This window comes from Methylobacterium sp. XJLW, assembly GCF_003254375.1.
GTDB classification, from domain to species: Bacteria; Pseudomonadota; Alphaproteobacteria; order Rhizobiales; family Beijerinckiaceae; genus Methylobacterium; species Methylobacterium fujisawaense.
This window is the reverse complement of sequence record NZ_CP016429.1, coordinates 1723823-1748815: the sequence shown is the minus strand read 5'-3', so window position 1 is coordinate 1748815 and position 24993 is coordinate 1723823. Positions and strand designations below refer to the sequence as shown.

General features: G+C 69.3%; 17 protein-coding genes and 4 pseudogenes. 13 read left to right on the top strand and 8 right to left on the bottom strand.

Going from position 1 to position 24993, the window contains the following annotated elements:
- Positions 1 to 413: 413 nt before the first annotated feature.
- The 11 genes and pseudogenes from A3862_RS08095 (at position 414) to eutC (ending at position 12862) form a co-directional block, all read left to right on the top strand.
- Entirely contained in the window at positions 414 to 1973 is a 1560-nt protein-coding gene (locus A3862_RS08095; RefSeq protein WP_043347205.1) for an ABC transporter substrate-binding protein, read from the top strand.
- A 56-nt stretch (positions 1974 to 2029) separates the two neighbouring features.
- Positions 2030 to 3010 carry an ABC transporter permease gene (locus A3862_RS08090; protein ID WP_043347197.1) on the top strand — a complete coding sequence of 327 codons (981 nt, stop codon included), beginning with the start codon at positions 2030 to 2032 and terminating at the stop codon, positions 3008 to 3010.
- A complete protein-coding gene (locus A3862_RS08085) occupies positions 3010 to 3930 on the top strand; it encodes an ABC transporter permease (protein WP_052083744.1) in 921 nt (306 codons plus the stop codon). Before A3862_RS08090 ends, A3862_RS08085 begins: the two co-directional genes overlap by 1 nt.
- A 5-nt stretch (positions 3931 to 3935) precedes the next feature.
- A complete protein-coding gene (locus A3862_RS08080) occupies positions 3936 to 5780 on the top strand; it encodes an ABC transporter ATP-binding protein (RefSeq protein ID WP_111474317.1) in 1845 nt (614 codons plus the stop codon).
- 105 nt (positions 5781 to 5885) lie between these two features.
- The gene (locus A3862_RS08075) at positions 5886 to 6644 is read left to right on the top strand and encodes a DeoR/GlpR family DNA-binding transcription regulator (RefSeq protein WP_043347193.1); all 759 of its coding nucleotides are present in this window, start codon (positions 5886 to 5888) and stop codon (positions 6642 to 6644) included.
- On the top strand, positions 6637 to 7929 hold the full coding sequence (locus A3862_RS08070) for a Zn-dependent hydrolase (protein ID WP_111473497.1): 1293 nt from the start codon (positions 6637 to 6639) through the stop codon (positions 7927 to 7929). Before A3862_RS08075 ends, A3862_RS08070 begins: the two co-directional genes overlap by 8 nt.
- A complete protein-coding gene (locus A3862_RS08065) occupies positions 7926 to 8906 on the top strand; it encodes a phosphotransferase (protein ID WP_111473496.1) in 981 nt (326 codons plus the stop codon). Before A3862_RS08070 ends, A3862_RS08065 begins: the two co-directional genes overlap by 4 nt.
- Before the next feature lie 10 nt (positions 8907 to 8916).
- Positions 8917 to 9852, top strand: a complete 936-nt coding sequence (locus A3862_RS08060) for a phosphotransferase (RefSeq protein ID WP_111473495.1) — start codon at positions 8917 to 8919, stop codon at positions 9850 to 9852.
- Positions 9853 to 9854: 2 nt separating this feature from the next.
- Positions 9855 to 10643, top strand: a complete 789-nt coding sequence (gene hisN, locus A3862_RS08055) for a histidinol-phosphatase (protein WP_111473494.1) — start codon at positions 9855 to 9857, stop codon at positions 10641 to 10643.
- Between the two features lie 29 nt (positions 10644 to 10672).
- Positions 10673 to 12074 (top strand): annotated as a pseudogene (locus A3862_RS08050) (ethanolamine ammonia-lyase subunit EutB).
- Positions 12071 to 12862, top strand: coding sequence for an ethanolamine ammonia-lyase subunit EutC (eutC, locus tag A3862_RS08045; protein WP_111473493.1), 792 nt, complete (start codon positions 12071 to 12073; stop codon positions 12860 to 12862). Before A3862_RS08050 ends, eutC begins: the two are co-directional and overlap by 4 nt.
- 33 nt (positions 12863 to 12895) lie before the next feature.
- On the opposite strand, the gene A3862_RS08040 is transcribed toward eutC, so the two are convergent.
- The 8 genes and pseudogenes from A3862_RS08040 to A3862_RS08005 form a co-directional block, all read right to left on the bottom strand.
- The gene (locus tag A3862_RS08040; RefSeq protein ID WP_111473492.1) at positions 12896 to 14452 is read right to left on the bottom strand and encodes an amidase; all 1557 of its coding nucleotides are present in this window, start codon (positions 14450 to 14452) and stop codon (positions 12896 to 12898) included.
- A gap of 43 nt (positions 14453 to 14495) precedes the next feature.
- A complete protein-coding gene (locus A3862_RS08035) occupies positions 14496 to 15221 on the bottom strand; it encodes an ABC transporter ATP-binding protein (protein WP_164706355.1) in 726 nt (241 codons plus the stop codon).
- A gap of 1 nt (position 15222) precedes the next feature.
- Positions 15223 to 15981, bottom strand: a complete 759-nt coding sequence (locus A3862_RS08030) for an ATP-binding cassette domain-containing protein (RefSeq protein WP_111473490.1) — start codon at positions 15979 to 15981, stop codon at positions 15223 to 15225.
- Positions 15978 to 17039, bottom strand: a complete 1062-nt coding sequence (locus tag A3862_RS08025; RefSeq protein ID WP_111473489.1) for an ABC transporter permease subunit — start codon at positions 17037 to 17039, stop codon at positions 15978 to 15980. Before A3862_RS08025 ends, A3862_RS08030 begins: the two co-directional genes overlap by 4 nt.
- Positions 17036 to 17902 (bottom strand): branched-chain amino acid ABC transporter permease, encoded by an 867-nt coding sequence (locus A3862_RS08020; RefSeq protein ID WP_111473488.1) that lies wholly within the window; start codon positions 17900 to 17902, stop codon positions 17036 to 17038. The genes A3862_RS08025 and A3862_RS08020 overlap by 4 nt, the downstream gene beginning before the upstream one ends.
- 5 nt (positions 17903 to 17907) lie before the next feature.
- Positions 17908 to 19143, bottom strand: a complete 1236-nt coding sequence (locus tag A3862_RS08015) for an urea ABC transporter substrate-binding protein (protein WP_111473487.1) — start codon at positions 19141 to 19143, stop codon at positions 17908 to 17910.
- A 403-nt stretch (positions 19144 to 19546) separates the two neighbouring features.
- Positions 19547 to 20172, bottom strand: a pseudogene (locus A3862_RS08010) (solute symporter family protein); the annotation flags it as partial.
- Positions 20173 to 20667: 495 nt separating this feature from the next.
- Positions 20668 to 21168 (bottom strand): annotated as a pseudogene (locus tag A3862_RS08005) (transposase); the annotation flags it as partial.
- Between the two features lie 692 nt (positions 21169 to 21860).
- Between A3862_RS08005 and A3862_RS08000 the strand changes: the two are divergent.
- Together A3862_RS08000 and A3862_RS07995 are read left to right on the top strand one after the other, a co-directional pair.
- Positions 21861 to 24503, top strand: coding sequence for a bifunctional diguanylate cyclase/phosphodiesterase (locus A3862_RS08000; RefSeq protein WP_164706354.1), 2643 nt, complete (start codon positions 21861 to 21863; stop codon positions 24501 to 24503).
- A 290-nt stretch (positions 24504 to 24793) separates the two neighbouring features.
- A pseudogene (locus A3862_RS07995) lies at positions 24794 to 24925 on the top strand (transposase); the annotation flags it as partial.
- Between the last annotated feature and the right edge of the window lie 68 nt (positions 24926 to 24993).

Here is a 24993-nt window from a genome sequence, read left to right as displayed (position 1 = left end):
TGGTTTTTGTGGAGTCTGACCGAGTCGAGATGTTTCGGCCACAGTTGAGCGCGAGAGGGCGGCATCGGCCCGTCATGGTGGAACTGCGATTTAATCCCGCTACTTTTGCTGAAGACGCCGGAAAACCGTCTACTTTGCGTTGTATATTCGCGAGTTTGCGTCTCGGATCGGCTCGATACATGAAGTCGAGGGCGATTTTGCTCACCGCATGGGCATCTTCGGTGCCAACGGACCGATAATCGGCAGCGTGTTTACTCTGTGAGCACGGTGCTCACACGTCACGCACCTTCGCGTCTACGCGCGGCGATGATCGCGAGTCCGCCGTACTTCGGCGATGCACGACACTGGCACGTGGCTTGCTGTGTGGTTTTTGACCGATGTGTGTCGTCGGTTCGAAGGTGGAGGGCGACGGGATGGATCGCAGGCGGTTCCTTCAGCGGCTCGGTACGATCGCCGCGTGCGCGCAGATCAACCCCGACTTCCTGATCGCCTCGGCCTCCGCCCAGAGCGCGCGGCCTCTGGTCTTCCTGTCGGCGGAGAACATCACCGGGAACTGGGACCCGACGGCCCACACGACGCTCTCGCAGAAGAACATCGAGGGTTTCGTGATGGGATTCCTCACCCGCACACCGATGACGCTCGATGATCCGGGCAAGGTGGTCTACGAACTGGCGACCGACATCAAGCTTCTCGACCCGCACCGCCTGCAGATCACCCTGCGCGACGGGGTCACATTCCACGACGGGAAGCCCTTCAAGGCCGAGGACGTGAAGGCGACCTTCGAGTACGGCGCGCAGCCCGATCGACCGGCGCAATGGTATCCCGGACCGACCGACACGCTCACGATCACGACGCCCGACGACCGTACGGTGATCGTCGACACGACGAAGGGCGGCTACCCGGCGCACCTCTTCGTCTTCCTGGCCTCGTTCCTGCCGATCATGTCGGCGAAGGACGTGGCCGAGGGCCCCGGCGGCGTCCTCGCCAAGCGCCTCAACGGCACAGGCCCGTTCCGCTTCGTCGAGCAGCGCGGCAACACCACGGTGCTCAAGGCCCACGAGGGCTACTTCAAGGGGAAGCCGGCGATCCCCGGCATCGACTTCACCTTCACGGCGGATTCGACCACCCGGATGCTCTCCCTGATGAACGGGCAAGCTTCCATCGTCGAGCGCCTGGAGCCCGAGCAGGTCGAGACCGTCAAGGGCAACCCGAAGATCGCCGTCAGCCGGATCGTCTCGGTCGAGAACAAGTATCTGTGGTTCCGTTGCTCCAAGCCGCCGTTCAACGACGTCCGCCTGCGCCTCGCCGCCTGCCACGCGATCGACCGGAGCGTGATCCTCGATGTCCTCGGCTCCGCGGGCCACGCCTCGTCGAACTTCGTCTCGCCGGTGAAGTTCGGCTATGTCGACCTGAAGAACTATCCCGCCTACGACCCCGACAAGGCGCAGGCGCTGCTGGCGGAGGCCGGCTTCCCGAAAGGGAAGGGCTTGCCGCCGCTGGAATACATCACCTCGGTCGGTTTCTACCCGAAGACCAAGGAATACGGTGAGATCATCACCGCGATGCTGAACGAACAGGGCTTTCCGGTCACCCTCACCGTGCTGGAACCCGCGGCCTGGAATGAACGCCTCTATCATCGCCCCGGCGGCGGGCCGGGCCACATGATCGATTGCGGCTGGTCGACCGGATCGCCCGAGCCCGACTTGGTGCTGCGCACGCATTTCCACGCGTCCTCGCACCGCATCACGGGTCTGGAGGATCCGGAGGTCGACGCGAGCCTCGACAAGGAGCGGAACGCGCCGACCCTGGAGGCGCGCAAGACGATCCTGCAGACCGAGACCATGCCGCTCCTGGCCGCCAAGGCGCCGGCCCTCTCGCTTTTCACCTCGGCGATGATCCACGCGATGCAGGCCGACCTGAAGGGCCTCTTCATCTATCCCGACGGCTCGATCGACGCCGCGCGCACGGCCTGATCTGCATCCCATCCCCGCCGCCTCCGGCGGCGCGTCACCCGTAGCCCCATCGCCCGATGTTCGTGCTCAGCTTCCTCGCCCGGCGCCTCGCGCAGGGGGCGATCATCATCACCCTGGTTTCGCTCCTGATCTTCACGCTCCTGCGCGTCGTTCCGGGCGACCCGGTGCGCCTGATGGTCGGCGGGATGGCGCCGGATTCCCTCGTGGAGCAGATCGCCAACCGGATGGGCCTGCGCGATCCGATCCTGGTCCAGTTCGGCCGCTACGCCGGGCAGGTGGTGCGCGGCGACCTCGGCCACAGCTTCGTGCGGCCCGCCAACGGCGCCGCCACGGGCGGCGCGAATTTCGACGACGCGACCCGGGCCGAGCGCGCGCCCGTTGCCGCCCTCATCGGCGAGGCCCTGCCGATGACGCTGCAGCTCGCTGCCCTGGCCCTGGCCTTCGCCCTGGCCTTCTCGTCGCTCGTCGGCATCGCCGCGGGGCTGAGGCCGGGCGGCCTCGCGGACAGGTTCGCGTTCGCGGTCTCGTCGATCTTCATCTCGCTGCCGAACTTCTGGCTCGCGATCGTGCTCGCGCTGCTGTTCTCGGTGAAGCTCGGCTGGCTCCCGGCGGTCGGCTACGGGGGCTTCTCCTACACGATCCTCCCGGCCATCGTGCTGGCGGTGGAATTGTCGCCGGTGCTGATCCGCACCCTCTCGGGCGCCGTGGCCGCCCAGATGGGCGAGGCCTATGTCGCGGTCGGCCGCATCCGCGGGCTGACGGAGACGCGGATCGTCGGGGCGCATGTCCTGCGCAACGCCGCCGTACCGCTGCTCAATCTCCTCGGCGTCCAGTTCTCCAGCCTGCTCGGCGGCGTGATCATCGTCGAATACATCCTCGACTATCCCGGACTCGGCCTGCTCACCATCAACGCCGTGCTCCAGCGCGACTTCCCGCTGATCCAGGGCATCGCCATCGTCACCAGCGCGATCTTCGTCGTGATCAACATCCTCGTCGATCTGGCCGCCACGATCATCGATCCGAGGCTCGCCTACTGATGAGCGTCGAGTCGAGCCTCACCCTCGGGTCCGTCCCGGTCGATACGGGACGCTCCCGCTCAATCGGGCGCCGTATCCTCGGACGGGCGGCCCGGGCGACCGGGTTCCGCATCGGCCTCGGTCTGCTCGGTGTCCTGGTCCTGGCCACCGTCCTCTATCCCGAGCTCAGCGGCCTCGATCCCGGCAAGATGGATGTCCGCGCCCGCCTGCTGCCGCCGCTCTTCGCCGGTCCGCACTGGAGCTGGGCGCACCCGCTCGGCACGGACCAGATCGGCCGCGACATGCTCGTCCGCTGCCTGATCGGCCTGCGCTACTCCTTCCTGATCGGCGGCGCCTCGACCGCGCTGACCCTCGTCATCGGCTGTGCGCTCGGGATGGTCGCGGGCTATGTCGGCGGCCGGACCGACGCGGTGCTCATGCGCATCACCGACGCGCAGCTCTCGATCCCCATGATCATCCTGGCGATCGCCGTGCTCGGCGTGTCCCGGCCGACGATCCCCGCCATCATCCTCGTGCTCGGGCTGTCGAACTGGCCCGTCTACGCCCGCGTGATGCGCTCCGTCGCCATGGCCGAGCGCGGTCGCGAGTACGTCCGGGCCGCGCAGGTCTCGGGGGCCACCCATGCCCGGATCGTGCTGACGCTGCTGACGCCGCTCCTCGTGCCGCCGATCCTGTTCACGTCGGTGCTCGACATCGCCCGGATGATGATCTTCGAATCGACGCTGGGCTTCCTCGGTCTGGGCGTGCAGCCGCCGACGCCGACCTTCGGGAACATCATCGCGGATGGCCGGAAGTATCTGCTGAACGCGTGGTGGATCGCCACCATGCCGGGTGTGTTCCTCGGCCTGACGCTCATCGGCCTCAACCTGATCGGCGCGGCGTGCGAGCGCGCGCGCAACGCGATCCACGGAGGCGCCTGATGGACATGCCGCCGGTCCTGTCCGTCCGCGACCTGAGCGTCGACCTCGCCGGGCCTGTCGCCGGGCGCCGTATCCTCGACGCCATCGCGTTCGACGTCGCGCCGCGGGAGATCGTCGGCGTGGTCGGCGCCACCGGCGCGGGGAAGACGGTCCTGGCGAAGGCCCTGGTCAACGGCCTCGAGCCGCCGCTCACCGCGCGTGGAACGGTGCGCTTCCGCGGGCAGGACATCCTCAATCTCGCCCCGCGCGCGATGCGGCCCCTGCGCCGGGAGATCGCCTATGTCGGCGCCAACCCGATGGGCGCGCTCGACCCCACGCTGCCCGTCGGCCACCAGATCGCCGAGAAGATGCGGGCCGTGAATCCCGCCGTCGCGGCGGCGGAGGCGCGCCGCCGGGTCGTCGCGCTGCTCGACGCGGTCAGGATACCCTCCGCCGCCCGGCGCTTCCACGATTACCCGTCGCAGTTCTCCGGCGGCATGATGCAGCGCGCGCTGCTGGTGGACGCGATGATCTCGGATCCGGCGCTCCTCGTCGCCGACAACGTCACCCAGCCCCTCGACGTGACCGTGGCCGCGCAGGTCATCCGCCTGATGCGCGAGCTCACGGAGCGCTTCCAGACGGCGATCCTGTTCGTCTCCTCGTCGCTTCCGGTTGCCCGGGAAGCCGCGTCGCGCACGCTCGTCATCGATTCCGGCCGCCTCGTCGAGGAGCAGCCGACCGAGGCCCTGATCGCCCGGCCGCGGCACGCCTACACCCGCGATCTGGTCGCCCAGATCCCGACCATCTGGACCCGCTCCCCCGCGTTGCCACGCACCGGCGAGCCTGCGCGCGACCGGTCCGAATCGAGCCCGGTCATCCGCCTGGAGGACGTGTCGCAGACCTACCGGGTGCGGGAGCGGGGGACCTTCGCGGGGACGAGCGCGCTCCGCGCCGTGCGCAACGTGACCTTCGACATCCACAAGGGCGACAGCTTCGCGGTGGTCGGTGAGAGCGGCTGCGGCAAGTCGACGTTGATGCGCCTGCTCAGCCGCCTGGAGCGCCCCAGCGGCGGCCGGATCCTGTGCGACGGGCAGGACATCGCGCCGCTCTCGGGACCGGCACTCCTCGGGTTCCGCCGCAAGCTCCAGCTCGTGCTGCAGGACCCGTTCAACTCGCTGCCACCCCGCACCGGCATCGGCGCGATGCTCGAGGCGCCCCTGCGCACCCACGGATGGCGGGATGCCGGCCGTATCCGCGAGCGCGTCCGCGCGGTCATGAACGATGTCGGCCTCAGCCCCGCGCTCTACGACGCGCTGCCCGTGGGCCTGTCCGCGGGCCAGCGCCAGCGCATCAACGTCGCCCGCGCGATGGTGCTCGAGCCCGAGATACTTCTGATGGACGAGACGCTCTCGTCGCTCGACCAGACCGAGCAGTTCCGGCTGCTCGCCCTGTTCGAGAAGCTCCAGCGGGCACACGGCCTCACCTACATCTTCATCAGCCACGACCTCGCGATGGTGCGCAAAGCCTGCAACCGCATCGCCGTCATGTACCTGGGGGAGGTCGTGGAACTCGCCGACAACGAGCGCCTGTTCTTCGATCCGGGCCACCCCTACACGAAGGCCCTGCTGTCGGCGATGCCGACCCTGGAGGAGCGCCGCTACCGCCCCGAGGAGTGCCTCCTCGACGGCGAGCCGCCGAGCCCGATCGACCTTCCGGCCGGCTGCGCCTTCCGCTCGCGCTGTCCCCGCGCCTTCGCGCCCTGCGCGGCCGAGGGGCCGCACCTCGTGACGCGCGGCGCGGGCGCGCTCGCCGCCTGCCACCGCGTCACGGTTCCCGGCGCACGGCCGGTCCACGCCGACGCGGCAGGTTAACAGATGACGCAGTCCGATGAATTGCGGCCCGTCGAGGACCATGCCAACCCGTTCCTAGGTTGCGTCCCGTCACGAGGGATTACAACCCTGGGGAGACGGACGCCGATGAGTATAACCGAGCCGCGCCTGCAACTGATCCTGACGGAGTTGCAGCGCGACGGTCGCGTATCGGTCAACGAGTTGGCGAGCCGCCTCGGAATCAGCACCGAGACGGTCCGGCGCGACCTGCGGGACCTTGAGATGCGCGGGCATGCCCGCCGGGTCTACGGCGGCGCCGTCATCGACCAGAAGAAGGACGATCAGCCCTTCGACGAGCGGGCGCGCGTCGGCATGCGCGAGAAGGCGCGCATCGCGACAGCCGCCCTGGCGCTGGTGGAGGACGGCATGACCGTCTTCATCGATACCGGCACCACGACCCTGGCCTTCGCCCGGCAGTTGGTCGGCCGGCGGATCACCATCCATACCAATTCCATCGGCATCGCCACCCTGTTCGCCGACGATCCGCAATCGCAGGTGACCGTGCTCGGCGGCGAGATGAAGCCGCATTACCGCGGGCTGTTCGGCCACCGCACCGTCGCGGCCGTGCGCGAGCACGTCTACGACCTCGCCGTCATGGGCATCGTGACCGTGCATCGCGAGCACGGCTTCATGGATCTCGGCCAGGAGGAAGCGGTCCTGCGCCGCGCCGCCGTCGAGCAGACCCGGCGCTCGGTGATCCTGGCCGACAGCTCGAAATTCGGGCGGCTCGGCACGATCCGGACCCTCGGTCTCGGCGACGTCGACACGCTCGTCACCAACGCGCCCCTGGCGAGCGACTTCGCCGACGCCTTCCGACACCTGAACGTGGATGTGCTCCATGCCTGAGACACCGTCGCCGTCCTTCGTGCGGATCGATGCCGCTCGCCTCCACGGGATGATGGACGCCGTATCGCGCTTCGGTGGCGGCGGCGACGGGTCGATGACGCGCCTCGCGCTCTCGGCCCAGGACGGCGCCGCCCGCGACTGGCTCGGCGCCTGGTTCCGGGAGAACGGGTTCACGCCGCAGGTCGACCGGATCGGCAACCAGTTCGGCCGCGTCGACCTCGCCGGGGGCAACGCGCCGACGATCATGGTCGGCTCTCACCTCGACAGCCAGCCCAATGGCGGCCGCTTCGACGGTGCCCTCGGCGTCGTCGCGGCCTGCGAGGCGATCCGTGCCGTGCGCGCGTCCCTCGCGGAGCGCGGGCTGAGGTCGGCCTGCAACTTCGTCGTCGCCAACTGGACCAACGAGGAGGGCGCCCGCTTCCAGCCGAGCCTCCTCGGCAGCAGCGTGTTCGCCGGCCAGGCCGAGCTGGCCTGGGCCCTGGAGCGGCGCGACGGCGCCGGGATCGCGGTCGACGAGGCCCTGGCAGCGATCGGCTATGCGGGAACCGACACGGTCCCGGTGCCGGACGCGTTCATCGAGCTCCACATCGAGGGCGGCCCCGTGCTGGAGCGCGAGGGGAAGCGGTTCGGCGCCTTCACCCGCTACTGGGGGGCCACCAAGTACCGCCTCGCCTTCCTCGGCCGGCAGGCCCATACCGGCCCGACCCCGATGGCCGAGCGCCGGGACGCCCTGCTGGCGGCCGCCTACCTGATCGCCGACCTGAAGGACATGGTGGCCGATTACGGGCTCGACCTGCACACCTCGGTCGGGCGGCTGGAGGTCTTCCCGAACTCGCCCAACACCGTCCCGAGCGAGGCGGTGCTGTTCATCGAGCTGCGCTCCGGCGCGCCGGCGATCCTGGAGGAGGCCGAGGCGCGGCTCAGGACGTTCATCGCCGCGGCGGCGGCGCGGGCCGGCGTCGAATCGGAGGTCCGCGCCATCGATCTGCGGCCCGCGGGCGCCATGCATCCCGGCCTCGTCCGGCTCGCGGAGCGGGCCGGCGCCCGCAATGATGCGCCGCCCCGGCCCCTCGACACAATCGGCGGCCACGACGCGATCAGCCTGGCGGCGGTCTGCCCGGCGATCGTGCTGGCGGTGCCCTGCCGGGACGGGGTGATGCACCATCCGACCGAGTTCGCCACCCCGGAGGATCAGGCCTTCGGCACCCAGGTCCTGGCCGACATGCTGATGCTGTTGGCCACGGAGGGTCTCGCGGCCCTCGGCACCGGGGGAGAGGTCCGGTGAAGGCGCCGGGCGCACCCGACGGCGCTCACGAGCGGCTGGCCGAGGAGGCCCTCGCGGCGATCCCCCTCCTGGCGAACCGGCCGGTCCGCTACGGCGTGGCGTGCCCGGGCGCGGCGTCGCCGTCGTACCACGGCGTCGAGTCGGCCACCTTCCTGGTGGCGACGGCGCCGGATGCGGACCCGGACTACTTCCTCAAGGTCACCGAGCCGGCCGCGGCCGCTCTCATCGACCCCGCCGCCGCGTTCGAGGCCGCGACGCGGATCGCCGCGCTGGGGCTCGGCCCCGAGCCGCTGCATCTGGCGCAGGCACAGGGGGCGATCCTGTTCCGCCGCCTCGGCCCCGAATGGCGCCCGGCCTCCCTCGACCGCCTGCGCCGGCCCGATGCCATGACGGCGGTGATCGGGGCCTTTGACCGCATCGGCGCCGGCGCGCCGTTCGGCCGCCGGTGGAGTGTCTTCGACGGCATCCGGACCCTGCGCGCGGCCCTCGGCGCCGAGGGCGAGACCCTGCCGGCGGACCTGCCGCCGGATGCGTGGTTCCTCTTCGACTGGGGCGACGCCATCGAGGCGGCGCTCGCCGCCGCCGGGACCGGGTGCCGTCCCGCTCACGCCGACCCGCACGCCTCCAACCTGCTGTTCGCGCCGGACGGCGCGCTGCGCCTCGTCGACTTCGACATGGCCTGCGATACCGACCCGCATCATCAGCTCGGCGCCTTCCTCAACGAGGCCTGTCCGTTCGAGAGCGAGATGCGACTTGGCATCGAAATCGCTGAGGGGACCTGCCGGGCGGACGTGTTCAGCCGCTGCCGCGCCTACGCCGCCGCCGATGATCTGTACTGGGGTCTGCGGGCGCTCGCGATGGACCGTGTCTCGCCCCGGCGCAGCCTGGAGTTCCGGAAATATGCGAGCTGGCGACTTCTGCGCTGCCGCACGCGGGTCAGCCGCCCGGATTTCGAGGAAACCCTGAGGACGCTGTGAGGAGCGCGGCATGATCCCTTTCGGAGGCGGACGCACCGAGGCCGAGCGAGCCTTCGAGGCGACCCTTCACCGGGTTGCCCCGTGGCAGGGGCGGCCGATGCGCTATCGGCCGGTCCTGGGCGGCATCAGCAACACGAACTGGCGCGTCGAGGTCGCGGGCGAGGCGCACCCCTATTTCGTGAAGATGCCCGGGCGGGGCACCGAGATGTTCATCGATCGGGCCGCCGCCCGCGCCGCGAGCCGGCAGGCGGAGGCGATCGGCCTCGGCCCGCGCACCTTCGACTATCTCGACGCGGAAGACGTGGAGATCGCCGAGTTCGTGGAAGGCCGCCGGCCCTCGACCAACCGCGACTTCGCCGACGCGGCCGTGCGCAGAGAGGCGATTGCCCTCTACCGCCGCTTCCACGACGCGCCTCTGCTGCCGCTCACCAAGACGGTGTTCGACATGATCGACGAGCACGACCGTCAGGCCGTCGACCTCGGCGCGCTGCTGCCGCCCGATCAGGCTTGGCTCACCCGTCAGACGCGCCTCGCACGGGCTGCCCTGGAGGCCTCCGGCATCGACCTCGTGCCCTGCTTCAACGATCCGATGCCCGGCAACTTCCTGATCGGCGAGGACGGTTCGATCCTGCTGATCGACTTCGAATACGCCTCCAACAACGATCGCCTCTACGACCTCGCGATCTGGAGCGGAGAAATGTTCTTCTCCGAGGACGTCGATCGCACGGTGATCGAGATGTATTTCGGTCGGTACAGCGACCAGCTCTTCGCTCGGCTGATGGTCCACAAAGCTCTGGCCGACGTGAAATGGTCGACCTGGGCGATGGTGCAGAACCGCATCTCGGACCTCGACTTCGATTTCTACAAGTACGGCATCTGGAAACACATGCGCGCCCGCTCGATCATGAACGACACGCGGTGGCCTGCTTTCCTGAAGGCGCTCTAACCATGCCGGAAGCGCTTCCCTCCGCAGGCGAGATTCTGGCTTTCGCGACCGGGCTCGCCGACGCGGCCCGACCGGTGGCGATGCGCCACTTCCGCACGGAACTCGACATCATCGCAAAGGCCGATGCGAGCCCCGTGACCCTGGCGGACCGGGCGATCGAGACGCTCCTGCGCGAGCGGATTGCGGCGCGCTTTCCGGAGCACGGCATCGTCGGCGAGGAGATGGGTGTGACGCCGGGCCAGGGCCCGGTCTGGGTCATCGACCCGATCGACGGCACCAAGAGCTTCGTGACCGGGCTGCCGCTGTTCGGAACCCTGATCGCCCTCCTCGACGGCGGCCGGCCGGTGGTCGGCGTCATCGACATGCCGGCCCTCGGCGAGCGCTGGGCGGGCATGCCGGGCGCGGCCACGTTCAACGGGGCGCCGACCCGGGCCAGCACCTGCCGGTCCCTCGCCGCGGCGCGGTTCTTCACGACCACGCCCGACGGCTTTTCCGGTTCGGACGCGGCGCGCTACCGGCGCCTCGTCGACCGCGTCGGCATCCGGCGGTTCTGCGGCGACTGCTACGCCTACGGTCTGCTGGCCTCCGGCCATTGCGATCTGGTCGCGGAGACCGGTCTCCAGCCCTACGATTACCTCGCCCTCGTCCCGGTGATCGAGGCGGCCGGCGGTGTGATCACCGACTGGGCGGGCTCCGCGCTGACCCTCGACTCGGACGGGCGGGTGCTCGCCGCCGCCACGCCCGACCTGCACGAGGCCGCCCTCGACATCCTGCAGGATCGGGTTCCCTGACGTCCGACAGCGCGCCGGGAGCGCCCGCCATGGCCTACGCGACGACGATCGAAGGCACACGCTTCACCTTCCCCGACCTGCGCCGCCTGCTCGCCAAGGCGACGCCGGAGCGGTCCGGCGACCAGCTCGCCGGCCTCTGCGCCGACGGGCCGGTGGAGCGCCTGGCCGCGCAGATCGCGCTGGCGGACCTGCCGCTGAAGACCTTCCTGGCCGAGGAGCTGATCCCCTCGGAGGAGGACGAGGTCTCCGACCTGATCGCCCGCCGGCACGACGCGGCGGCCTTCGCGCCGGTCTCGTCCCTCACGGTCGGCGCCTTCCGCGAGTGGCTGCTCTCCCCGCCGCCGACGCGCGGGCGCTCGCCGCCCTCGCGCCCGGCCTCACCCCCGAGATGGTCGCGGCGGTCTCCAAGATCTGCCGGCTGCAGGACCTCGTCGCGGTGGCCGCCAAGCGGCCGGTCGTGACGCGCTTCCGCTCCACGATCGGCCTGCCCGGACGCCTCGCCACCCGCAACCAGCCGAACCATCCGACCGATTCGTCCGAGGGCATCCTGATCTCGGCCCTCGACGGCCTGCTGATGGGCTCGGGCGACGCGGTCATCGGGGTGAACCCGGCCACCGATTCCCTGCCGGACTACATCCGCATCGTCGAGCTTCTGGAGACCCTGCGGCTGCGCCTCGACGTGCCGACCCAGCATTGCTGCCTCGGCCACGTCACCGTGGCGATCGAGGCCATGGCGAAAGGCGCGCCCGTCGACCTCGTGTTCCAGTCGGTGGCCGGCTCGCAGAAGGCCAATGCCGGCTTCGGCGTCGACCTCGCCGTCCTGCGCGAGGCCTCGGAGGCGGCGCGGGCGCTGGGCCGCTGCCCGGCGGGCGGCCAGGTCATGTATTTCGAGACCGGGCAGGGCTCGGCCCTTTCGGCCGACGCCCATTGGGGCGTCGACCAGCAGACCATGGAGGCGCGCGCCTACGCGGTGGCGCGCGAGTTCGACCCGCTCCTCGTCAACACGGTCGTGGGCTTCATCGGCCCGAATACCTCTACAACGGCAAGCAGATCATCCGGGCCGGGCTGGAGGACCACTTCTGCGGCAAGCTGCTCGGCCTGCCGATGGGCGTGGACGTCTGCTACACCAACCACGCCGATGCCGACGGCGAGGACATGGACGCGCTCCTGACCCTGCTCTGCGCGGCCGGCGTCAACTTCGTCATCACCGTGCCGGGGGCGGACGACGTGATGCTGAACTACCAGTCGCTGTCCCACCACGACGCGGTCTTCGCCCGCGAGACCCTGGGCCGTCCGCCGGCCCCGGAATTCGAGGCGTGGCTGCGCGACGTGCGCATCACGGACGCGCAGGGCCGGCTCACCAGCGCCACGGGTGAGTTGCCCCCGGCCCTCGCCGCGGCCACCCGGCTCCTGCCTGGGAGGGCCGCGTGAGCGACCCGACCGAGCCGGCCAAGCCGGCCCACGCGGGCACCCCGACGCTGCGCGATCTGCGCGGGCTGACCCAGGCCCGCATCGCCCTGGGCGCGCACGGCGCCGGCCTTCCCACCGGCGCGGCGCTCGCCTTCGGCCTCGACCATGCCCGCGCCCGCGAGGCGGTCTGGACGCCCCTCGACGCGGCCGCGATCCGCACAGCGCTGCGGGCCCAGGGCCTGGAGTCGGTGGAGGTCCGCTCCGCCGTGTCCGACCGGACGGAGTACCTGCGCCGGCCGGACCGGGGCCGCAGCCTCGCTCCGGAATCCGCCACGGTGCTCGACGGGCACGGGCCGGGCTTCGACGTCGCCATCGTGATCGCGGACGGGCTCTCGGCGACGGCGGTCGCGCTGAACGCGGTCCCCGCCGCCGCGGCGCTCGCGGCGCGGGTGCGCCGGGCGGGCTGGAGCCTCGCCCCGGTGGTCGTCGCGAGCCAGGGGCGGGTGGCGATCGGCGATCCCATCGGGGCGCGGCTGGGGGCGCGTTGCGTCGTGGTGCTGATCGGGGAGCGGCCCGGCCTGTCGGCCTCGGACAGCCTCGGCTGCTACGTGACGTTCGGCCCGGAGCCGGGGCTGGCCGATTCCCGGCGCAACTGCCTCTCGAACATCCGGGAGGGCGGCCTTTCGGTCGAGGCGGCCGCCGGGCAGATGGAGGCGCTGCTGCGGGCGATGCTGGCCCAGGGCACCAGCGGCGTCGCGCTGCGCCGGGAGGATCCCGCCGATCCGACGCCGGCTCTGCCGGCCGGGTAGCCCCCGCCGCCTTCGCGGCGGGGCGCTATCCCTTCAAGCCCGGAGGTCGGGGGCCGCGCGGTGGCGGGTCGCCTGCTCGTAATCGTAGGCGAGCCCGAGGAGGTCGGCCTCGCTCCAGAGCGGCCCGACGAAGATCAGGCAGAAGGGCGAGCCCGAGGCGTAGCGGCCGGCCGGCACGACCACGCCCGGCAGCCCGGCGATGTTGATCTCGCACACGGTGGTCTCGTGGATCGTCTCCGACCCGTGCAGGGACGGCACCGCGTCGCGGGTCTGCGGGAAGACCAGGGCGTCGAGACCCTGCTCCGCCATGACCGCGGTGAAGATGTCGAGGTAGCGCTCGCGCGCCGCCAGGAAATCCGAGAGATCCGGCGGGGCGAGGGGATCCGCGCGACAGGCCGCGAAGGCCGGCACCTGATTCATCCAGTCGAGGACGCCGCCCGGGGCCAGGGGATCTTCCGCCTTCGTGGCGGCATCGAATTCGGCGAGGGTCCGGTAGGCGGCCTGCGGACCGAGCCGTTGCAGATAGTGGTGGAGGTCGTAGAGCACGCTCTCGATGCCCCGGGCATCGTAGTGATCGAGGCCGGCGACGGGCTGGCCGAGTTCCGCGAAGCCGCTGCCCGCGAAGGGATCGGCCACCAGGGTGGCGCCCCGTGCGGCAATCTCATCCTGGGCCCGGGCGTAGAGCTGGATCGTCTCCGCGGAGAGGGCCCGGTCGCGCCAGCCCGGCCCGTAGAGCCCGAGGCGTTTGCCCCGCAGGGCCGTCTCGGACAGCTTGGCAGCGTAGCCGCCCTTCGGACGGCGGCCGATCCCGGCCACGGTCTTCGGATCGGCCGCGGTGTAGCCGGCCAAGGCATCGAGGGTCAGCGCCGCATCGCGCACGCAGCGGGCGATCGGTCCGACCACGTCGCGCGTGCTGCCGGCGAGCGGCACCACCCCGGTATTGGGCACCAGGGCGAAGGTCGGCTTGATGCCGACGAGACCCTGCGCCGAGGCCGGGTTCTGGATCGAGCCGCCGGTCTCCTCGGCGAGCCCCAGCACCGCGAGGCTGGCGGCGACGGCGGTCGCGGTGCCGGCGCTCGATCCGCCGGGCAGGAGGTCGGGCGCCATGGCGTTGAGCGTCGGGCCGGCCCAGCTGTCGTTGGCGTGGCTGCCCGTGGCGCTCAGCACGGGCACGTTGGTCTTGCTGAGGATGACGCAGCCGGCTGCGCGCATCCGTGCCACCACGGGCGCGTCGGTGGCGGGCATCAGGTCGACGCCCCCGGCCTTGGCGCAGAGGAAGTGCCAGCCGGCCGTGGTTGGCAGGCCGGCGACGTCCATCGTGTCCTTGATCACGACCGGCACCCCGGCCAGCGGCCCGAGGGCCTCGCCGGCGGCCCGGCGGCGGTCGATCGCCCGCGCCTCCTCGACGGCGTGCGGGTTGAGGAAGATTACCGCGTTGTAGCGCGGGTTGTAGGTCTCGATCCGGGCCAGGAAGGCTTGGGTCAGGGCCTCGGCCGTCACGCCGCCCGCGAAGGCGGCCTGGGCGTCGGCGACGGTCATCTCGGACAGCATCCCGGCAAGATCGGGCGCGTCGGTCGGGGCGGCATCCATCGGAAACTCCGGGCTTGGGACGGACAGGCGGGGCGTCGGCGGCTCAGGCCATGCCGACGAACTCGTCGATCAGCGATCGGTCGCGTGCGACCTCGGGCGGGACCTCGCGGGTGATGACGCCCTTCTGAAGGATCAGGATGCGCTCCGAGAGGCCGGTGATGCAGGTGAGGTTCTGCTCGACGAGGAGCAGCGCGATCCCGCGCTCGCGCCCGATCCGCAGGAGGATCTCGATGATCTCCTCGATGATCGAGGGCTGGATGCCCTCCGTCGGCTCGTCCAGCAGCAGGATGGTCGGCCCGCCGCACAGGCAGCGGGCGAGCGCCAGCAATTGCTGCTCGCCGCCCGACAGGGCGCCCCCGGGCCGGTCGAGATAGGCCTTCAGCCGGGGGAAGGTGGCGAGGATGTCGGCGATGGTCTCGTCCTCGCCGCGCTTCGACAAGAGGCAGCCCATGCGCAGGTTCTCGCGCACGCTGAGCGCCGGAAAGATCTCCCGGCCCTGGGGGACGTAGCCGAGGCCCATCCGGGCCCGGGCCGTCGGGCTGCGCCGGGTGATGTCGGCCCCCTCGAACCGGACCTGTCCGGCGGTGGCCGGCAGGTAGCCCATCAGGGTGCGCAGCAGCGTGGTCTTGCCCATGCCGTTGTGGCCGAGGATGCCGACGAACTCCCCCGGGCGTACCGCGAGGGTGACGCCGCCGAGGATCGGGATGCGGCCGTAGCCGGAATGCAGGCCCTCGACGGAGAGGAGCGGCGGGCTGGCGGGGTCGGTCATGTCAGGCGGCCTGCTTGCCGAGATAGACGTCGCGGACGCGGGCATCGGCCAGCACAGCGTCCACCGTATCCTCCATGAGGATCCGGCCCTGGTTGAACACCGTCACGGTCTTTGCGATCATCCGGATGAACGGCATGTCGTGCTCCACCACGATGAGGGCGTGGGTGCGGTTGATCTCGCGGATCAGCTCCGCCGTGCGGTGGACCTCCTCGTGGGTCATGCCGGCGGCGGGCTCGTCCAGGAGGATCAGCTCGGGCTCCTGGGCCAGCACGGTAGCGATCTCGACCCATTGCCGCTGGCCGTGGGCGAGCTGGCCGACGGTCCGCCCGGCGATGCCCGTGAGGTTGAGGCGGGTCAGCGTCTCGTCGACGATGCGGCGGGTGCGGGCGATGGACTTGCGCCGCCCGGCCGCCACGAAGACGTTCTCGTGGACCGAGAGGCCGTTGAACACGTTGGGCACCTGCGTCTTGATGCCGACGCCGAGCCGCGCGATGGCGTGGGGCTCGGCCCCGGTGATGTCGGTGTCGCGCAGGCGGATCCGGCCCTCGGTGGGCTTGAGCTGCCCGGTCAGGATCTTGAAGAAGGTGCTCTTGCCGGCGCCGTTGGGGCCGATCAGGCAGCGCAGCTCGACCTCCCCGAGGGTGAAATCGACATCGGCGACCGCGGTCACGCCGCCGAACCGCATGGTCACGCCGCGAGCCTCGACGAGGGGGCGCAGCGGCGCGCCGTGATGGCCGGTGAGCGGGCTGAGGGCGTTCATCGTGCGCTCCCCGTGGCGAGCCCGTCCTGCGCCGTGCCGGCGACCCTGCGCGGCCGCCGCTCCAGCAGGCGCAGGCCGAGGCTGCGGGCGACCGGGACGAGGCCCTGGGGCACCAGCAGAACGAAGCCGACGAGGACGAGACCGAGGCCGAGGTTGGAATCCACCGCGCTCTGGCTGCCGGCGGCGATGATCAGCGCCTGGATCAGCACCGCGCCGAGCATCGGCCCGATCAGGGTGCCGAGACCGCCGACCAGCACGTAGATGATCACCTGCGCCGACATCGGCAGGGCGAAGACCGTCGGGCTGATGAAGCCGCCCCAGTTGGCGTAGAGGCAGCCGGCGAGGCCCGCGACCCCCGCGGCGATCATGAAGGCGATGAGCTTGTAGAGGCGCGGGTCGTAGCCGATCAGCTGCGCCCGGGTCTCGTTCTCGCGGATCGCCACCACCACGCGGCCGAGGCGGCTCGCCAGGATCCCCCGCAGCAGGGCGTAGACGAGGACCAGCGCGCCCATCGCGGCGTACCAGATCCCCTCGATGTCCAGGGGCTCGTCGGGATGGCCGGGCGCGTTGAGGGCGGGGATCGCCGGGATGCCGTTGAAGCCGCCGAGTTCCGCCACGCCGATCCGGTACTGGCTGCCCGAGGTGGCGTTGACGAGCTGGAACAGGATCACCGACACGGTGAGCGTGATGACGCCGATATAGGCGTCGCTGATCCGGCCGTAGAACATGAAGTAGCCGAGCAGGCCGGCAAACAGCATCGGCACCAGGATCGACAGCAGCACCGGCACGCTGCTGTCGCCCATGTTGAGGACCGCGACCGCGTAGGCGTAGCCGCCGAGCCCCAGGAAGGCCGCCTGCCCGAAGCACATCACCCCCGCGAAGCCCCAGACGAAGCCCTGCGAGAGGCCGAACATCGCGAGCGCCGCGAAGCCGGTGCATTGAACGAGGCCGAACGTATCGAGGGCGTGCGGCGCCCCGAACAGGATGGCGAGGCCGAGGGCCAGGGTCGCCAGGAATCCCGCGGCGGAGAGCCGGCGGGCGGGGGCTGCGGAGGTCATAGGCTGCGCCTCAGGTAGCGGCCGGTGATGCCTTGCGGGAGGACGCGGATCAGCAGGATCGCCGCGACGAGGAGGGCGACGTCGCCGATGACCGGCGTCGTCTTGAACGAGACGAGTTCGTTGATGACGCCGAACAGGCTGGAAGCGAGGCCGGTGCCGGTGACGATGGCGGGGCCGCCGCCGAGAACGGTGATGAAGGCGCGGGCGATGTAGGCCGCGCCCATGGCCGGGGAGACGCCCGAGATCGGGGCAAGGACCCCGCCGGCAAGGCCCGCCAGGGCGGCGCCGAGGGCGAAGGTCGCCATGTAGATGCGGTTCGGCTGCACCCCTAGCGCCGCGGCCATGCGCGGGTTCTGCATGGTCGCGCGCAGGATCAGGCCGAACTTGGTGAAGCGCAGCACCAGGAACATCGCTCCCAGCGCGGCCAAAGCCGTCGCCACGATGACGAGGCTGTAGAGGCTCGCCCCGTAGCGCCCGATGTCGAAGCTGCCGACCGGCGTCGAGACCCCGCGCACCACGTTGCCGTAGAGCGTGGTGATCAGCCCGATCAAGCCCAGGCTGATACCCCAGGTGGCGAGCATCGTGTCCATCATCCGCCCGTAGAGGAAGCGGATGACGGTGCGCTCCAGGATCAGCCCGATCACGCCGACCACGAGGGGCGGCAAGACGAGCATCGCGATCCAGATGTTGACCCCGGCGCCGCTCGCCATGACCGCCGTGTAGGCGCCGAGCATCATGAACTCGCCGTGGGCGAGATTGATGATGCGCATCATCCCGTAGATCACCCCGAGACCCAGGGTGATCAGCACCAGGGTGGCGATGCCGGTGAGGACGTTGAAGGCGAGCAGTCCCGCGAGGTCCATCGCCCTCAGCCCTTCAGGTCCGGCGTGAACTGCTTGTTCGTGCGCGGGTTCTTGATGAGATCGCAGGCGCCGCCGGTATCGGCCGGGAACGAATCCGGGAAGGTGGCGAGGATCTCCCACTTCCGGTCCTTCGGCCGGGCCAAGTAGGTGTTGCGGATGGTGTGGTGGGTGGCGCCGTCCATCGTGACCTTGCCCGTCGGGGACTCGATGGACAGGCCGCTCTCCAGGGCGGCGATAACCTTGTCGCGCTCGATCGAGCCGGCCTTCTTCACCGCCTCGGCCCAGAACAGGATGCCTTCGTAGGTGGCGGTGTCGAGCTCGCTGAGATCCGTGACGTCGGCGCCGAACTTCGCCTGCATGCCGGCGACGAAGGCCTTGCTCGCGGGTGTGTCGAGGTCGTTGTACCAGCCGTAGCAGGTGATGATCCCGTTCGTCGTGGAGGGATCCATCGTCGTCAGTTCGTCGCCGAGCCCGAACACGCTCGACCCGACCGGGATCTTGGACTTCATGCCCGCCGCGTCCCATTGGCGATAGAAGCCCGAATGGTTGGCGCCGACCAGTGCCGAGAGGACGAGATCGGGCTGCGCCTGCTGGATGCGGCTGATCGCGGACGAGAAGTTGGTGACGTCGAGGGGGAAGAAGTCGGTGCCCAGCACCGAGCCGCCGCCGTCCTTCATGAACTTCGTCATCCAGCTCGCGGTGATGTGTCCGTAATTGTAGTCCGCCGCGATGATGTAGGCCTTCTTGCCCCAGGTCTTGAGGGCATAATCGACGATGTGGTTGACGGTCTGCGCGGGGGTCGACCCGGTGCAGAACACGTTGCGGTCGCAGACGCCGCCCTCGTACTGGGTGTTGTAGAAGTAGAGAGTCCTCGCGCGGTCGAAGATGGGCCGGATCGCCTCGCGCGAAGCCGAGGTGATTCCGCCCTGGATGACGTCGACCTTGTCCTTGAGCGCGAGCTGCTGGGCATACTGGGTGTAGAGCTGCATCGACGATTGCGTGTCGTAGGCGATGAGCTGGATCGGCCGCCCCAGCAGCCCGCCGGCCTTGTTGAGTTGCTCGACCGCGTACTCGGTGGTCTCGATCATCCGCTTGCCTTCGAGGCCCAGCGCGCCCGATCCGTCGAGCAGGCTGCCGAGCTTGATCGGTTCGGCGGCGAGGCCCTTCCGCGCGACGAACGGCATCGCGACGGTGCCGGCTGCGGACGCCATCGCCAGTTTCAGCACCTTTCGACGGTCCATCGCACTCATCCCCCGAACTCCTCTTGACGTCGCGCTTCGGGTCCGGTGACCGGAAGCGGGTGCAAAGGACATTCGCAAGGTCGATGCCAATCAATCTCACAGATCGGTCAAAAATCGGAAGCGCGGCATCGGCGGAAGCGACGGGACGAGGCGCAGGCGGGGCATCGTGACAGCAGACAATCCACACAACGATCACGACGCCGCGGCAGTGAACCGGGCCACGGTGCGGTCCTACCAAGCATGGTGTCCCGTCGGAGGGTCTCGCACGCACGCCGGCCTTCAGCGACGAGAACGCTCTCCGTCCCTCTCAGGCCTCTTGAGGCCGACAGACCGTCCGCCGGAGCTTGAACGCGGGGACAGGGCGTCAATCGACACCCCATCCCATTGCGTCGGAGGCCAGAAGTCAGCGTTCCGGATAGGCTTCCCGCGCCTTCCCGAACATGATCCGGTGGCGCATCTCGCGGAAGGTGCTCGCGACGCCGTCCTCTCGAGTGAGGAGCGAGACGGCGACCGCCACGATGAAGGACAGCGGCATACTGATGATGGCCGGGTTCTTCATCGGGACGAACCACCAGGCTCGCGAGGCGTCGGCGAGGTTCTTCCCGAGCATGTCCACCTGAACGGTGGGTGACAGCCCTATCATCAGGAGGGCGGAGAACGTCCCGACGCCGATGCTGGCGACCGCCGCCGGGGTCATGAACCGCTTCCAGGTGATGGACAGAAGCAGCGCGGGAAAGTTCGCGGAGGTCGCGACGGCGAAGGCGAGCCCGGCCATGAACGCGACGTTCTGACCCTCGAAGACGATGCCCAGGAACACCGCCAGGGCGGCGATGGCGACCGTCGCGATCCGCGCGACCGTGAGCTGCTCGGACTCGGAGGAATGCCCCTGGCGAACGACGTTGACCCAGAGGTCGTGGCAGACCGTCGCCACCCCGGACAGCGTCAGTTTTGCGACGACCGCAAGCATCGTCGCGAACGCCACGGCGCAGATGAAGCCGAAAACCCGCTTCCCCCGACCGTGAGGGCGAGTTCCAGGAAGAAGGTTAGGTCATTCCAATCGAACATGCCGCGCCCTGAGCCGATCGAAGCGTAGCTCGTTCGCTTGAGCCGCGGAAGTGGCGGGCGTCGCCACGAATGCTGGCAACCCTGGCCGAGCAGACGATCGCAGGACAGGACAGCATCCACATCATGGCGGAATCGGACCTTATGGGATCGCAGGCAAACTCGCGGGCTGACACGCTCTTCGACAATCGAAGGTGGAGCGTCCTGTGTGGAAGGCGCCCGCATTGCAAGTGACGAGTTGGGCTTCGGACGCGTTGGTCGGGTGCAGTCTTGTGTCCGGCCTGTCGATGCAGGCGTTGATGTTGACCGCTGGCCCTGATGGTATCCGCGCGCTGGGTCCCACTCTGCTTTGCGGGCCATGACGCCGACGACGTATTCCGGGGTGTCCCGCCTCCCGGTCTGACCGGTTCGCCATCAAGTCTCATCGTCCGCGCAACCTGGAAAAGTCTCCTCGCCGTGCCGTCAGGCGGCAATGGCCGCCGGTATGCGGTCGCTACCGCCGCGGGTCATGATCGCCCAGGCGACCCGTGCGGTGCGATTGGCCGCCGCAACAGTCACAACGCGGACCGGCTTGCGCTGGAGCAGCGCCGGCAGCCGCGGGTCGATCGAGGTCGGCATCGCCTTCGCGCGCCGGACCAGAGGGGGCAGGCCGATCACGAGCAGGCGGCGCAGGTCGCGGTCGCCCATGCGCGAGACCCGGGCCAGGCGCTCCTTGCCGCCGCTGGAGTTCTGCAGCGGTGTCCGGCCCAGCGAGGGGGCGAACCGTCGACCATTGCGGAAGCGCTCGGGCTCACTCACCGAAGCGGCCAGCGCCGTCGCCGTCGCCGAGACGATGCCGAGACCGGGGATCGTCGCCAGGCGCCGCGACAGGTCACTGTCCCGATGCCAGGCCAGCAGCGCCTTCTCGAGCCGGGTGAGCGGGATCTGCACGGCGCCGATCTGATCGGCCAGCCCGGTCACCACGACGGTGGTAATCTCCAGGGGGATGGCTCCTGCAGCCGCGTGGCTGCTGCGTCGACAGCGACCACATCGTGGCACTCAGGTGCCGTCAGTCGGAGCGGGCGCCATCCACGCCATCTGCTTCCAGACGCACCGATGAAAAAGCGGACGCTGGTCGACACGCCTCGATGGTCGTTGCGGGCAATGTTCTGCCCGCGGCATAGAGCCTCGACCTTGCCCTCCAGCCCGCCTCCGCCGCATCCGGAAAACCGGACGACGGCATCGATGCTCCGGGCGTGCGACGCCGGAAGCTCACCACCGGCATTGTTGGGGTTGCGCTCTGCGAGCTGAGTCTAACGGTGGCTGCACTCGCGTCACGAGTGGTCGCGACAGCAGCGCGCCGGCGGTCGCTTGCCTGTTCGCGGCGCTCTACGGGCTCGGAATTCTCAGTCTGGTCGAGGGTCGACGCTGTTCACACCGCCTCAACTTCGGGATGCCACGGTGAAGCCGCACGGATGGCAAGGCGCTTCGTCGAGCTTGTGTCAAACAACTGCCCAGACGGACGCTAAGCGGACATGCCTTCGACTTGGACGTTGCGAGGATCCTCCAGAGCGCGCCGGGCGATCCGATTGGCACGACATCCAACCTTGTCCGCAACGTCGCTTACGAGGGCAGGCATCGTCCTTGCCGTGGTCCTCACCGGGGCCGGGATTCTCGTGGCGCAAAAGCTCTACGACCTGGAGATCCGCAGCACCGAGCGAAGCCTTGTCAGCCTCACGACCCTGCTTTCCGAGCAGGCCGACAGGTCGATGCAGGCGATGGAGGTCATTCAGCTGGACGTGGCGAGGGAGCTTGCCAGCGCTCGATCGTCGGCCGACCGCTCGTTCGCGTCGCTTGGCTCGAGCACGGCCATGCACGACAAGCTTCGTGCCAGCGTCTCGGCCCTACCCCAGGTCAAGGAGATATCAATCATCGACCTCCAGGGCAGGACGATCAACTCCTCGATCGACCGGCCTGCAGATAAAGAATCGTCCCGTCCTTCTTTCCTCGAAGATCTCGGCCGTGATCCCTCCGAACGGAAGATCATCGTCGCCGGCACGGCCCGGCCGGACGGTTCAGGCCTGGATCTGATCGTCGCCCACCGCATCGCGGACATCGATGGCCGATCCGTCGGCTACATGATCGGAGCCGTAGACCTCCGCTACTTCGAGCGGCTCTATGCCAGGGTCTCCCCCGACGAGGCCGACGTCATCTCGTTCGTCCACACGGATCTGACCATGCTGGCACGCCATCCGCGTCCGCCCGGCGCGATCGGACGCAAGGTCCCGCCGCTCAAATGGATGCGGGTCCAAGGGGCGGAACGTCCCACCTCCGGCGTGGAACGCATGACGACACCGATCGACGGGCAGGATCGGATCGTCGCGGCCCAGCTCATGGAGCATTATCCGATCATCATGGGCACGAGCCGCACCATCTCGGCGACGCTGACCCCATGGCGGGCGCAGACCCTGCCCTTGACCGCGACGGTGGCGCTGCTCGTCGGCGGCGTGTTTTTCATCGTCAGGATCGCCAAGGCGCAGCTTCGCGCCCAAGAGCGCCTCGCCTCGTCCAGCGCGGCGCAGGCTGCCGCCGAGGAAAGGGCATCGGCGGACCGCCGCCTGCGGGACGAATACGCCCGGTTCGGGACCGCATTGGATAGCATGAGCCAGGGGGTGCTGCTGCTCGACCACGAGAGCAGGCTCGTCGTCCTGAACGCCCGCATGACCGAGCTGTTCGACATCCCGCCGCTCCTACGCGAAGCGGGTAGCCCTCTCGATGTCCTGCTCCGTCAGATCATCGCCTCCATGTCGAAGGCCGAGGGAGATCGACTGTCGGATATCCTCGCCGCCAGTGTGAGGGAGAGCCGCCCGGCGGCACTGGTCTGCGATCTGACCGACGGCCGCATCGTCGGCGTGACGACCGCAGCCGTGCCGAGTGGCGGCATCGTCTGCACCTTCGAGGACATCACGGAACGGCACCGCGCCCAGGCCATGATCGCCCATATGGCGCATCACGACGCGCTGACCGGGTTGCCGAACCGCGTCCTGTTGCAGGAAGCCACCGGTCGGCTGCTGGCCGAACGCGGGCGCACGCCGATGGATGGCGGCGGGGGGGCATTGCTCCTGCTCGACCTGGACGGCTTTAAACAGGTCAACGACGTCCACGGCCATCCCCTCGGCGATGCGCTGCTTCGGGCGGTCGCGGCGCGGCTCTCGGCTCTGATCGCCGCCCCCGACGTCCTGGCGCGCCTCGGCGGGGACGAGTTCGCCGTCGTGCGATTCGGGCAGGACGAAGAGGCGGATGCCGTTCGACTGGCCGAACGCATCGTCTCCGCTCTCGGAACCCCGTTCGTTATCGAGGGCGTCCACCTCTCGATCGGGACGAGCATCGGAGTGGCGCGGGCGGACGTGGCGGACGGCTCGCCCGAAACGCTACTGCGCAACGCCGACATCGCCCTTTACCGGGCCAAGGCCTCCGGCAGGCGCACATGGTGCCTCTACCAACCGCAGATGGAATGCGAGAACCGTGAACGGCGGCGGCTGGAGGAGGATCTCGGCTGTGCTCTGGAGAAGGGGCAGTTCGAGCTGCACTACCAACCCATCGTCGGAGCGGCGAGCCGCGCGGTGACCGGGTACGAGGCGCTGCTGCGCTGGCGCCATCCCACGCGCGGCCTCGTCCCGCCCGCCGAGTTCATTCCGATCTGCGAGGAGACCGGCCTCATCCGCGAGATCGGCTCGTGGGTCCTACAGCGCGCCTGCGAGGACGCCGCCGGTTGGCTGCCCGGCCTGCGCGTGGCCGTAAATCTCTCGGCCGTGCAGTTCCGAGAGAAGGAACTCGTCGCCGTGGTGGAACGCGCACTCGCACGTTCGGATCTGCCGGCGAAGCTGCTGGAGCTCGAGATCACCGAAAGCGTGCTCCTTCGGGACGACCTGACGAACCTGGAGATCCTGAAGGCTTTGCATCGGATGGGCGTGTGCATCATCATGGACGATTTCGGTACGGGCTACTCTTCGTTGAACTACATGCGTTGTTTCCCGTTCGACAAGATCAAGATCGACCAGACCTTCGTTCGGAACCTGTCGAATGGCAGCCAGGGCGTCGCCGTCATGCGCGCCGCCATCGCCCTGGGTCACGCGTTGGGCATCACGGTGCTCGCCGAGGGGGTTGAAACCGTCGAGGAGCGCGATTTCCTTGTCGCTGAGGGATGCGACGAGCTGCAGGGATACCTGTTCGGTCGACCAGAACGGATCATGGACGCGCGCCGTCGCTCAGTCGACCGTCACCCGCCTGCTTCATTCCGGAACCGCCGCAGTGCATAAAAGTTGCTGCGGCGCACGTCTCAACACCGTGCAGCCCATTTGTGGGCGTTTCTTCCCTGACTTGGGCCGCTCCTTCGGGAGTGGCCTTTCTCTCATTACGTTGTTGCCGCCCTGAACGTCCGGGCGATTTGCGTACGCCTTTCACAGACCGACATTTACGGCTGGTCTCGACAATGGCTGTGGGGAAAAGCCTGGGTTGTTAAGAGTGTCCGCCAGGGTGGTAGGGCGGGATGGACGCTTCGTAATGGGCGCGGACCGGGGCTACGTCTCGGGCGAGGAGATCCAGGCCTGCGAGTCTCGACCGCGAGATCGCCGAGCGTGCTCGCGAGCACGAGATGGCGCGCAGGCTGATGACCATCCCAGGTATGGGTCCGATCACCGCCACGGCGCTGATCGCCCTAGCTCCTGCAGCCGAAACCTTCGAGCTGAGCGGGCGGCTTTAAGCCGATCCGCTTTCGTAAGGGGATGTGGCGAAGCGGACAGCATGGTT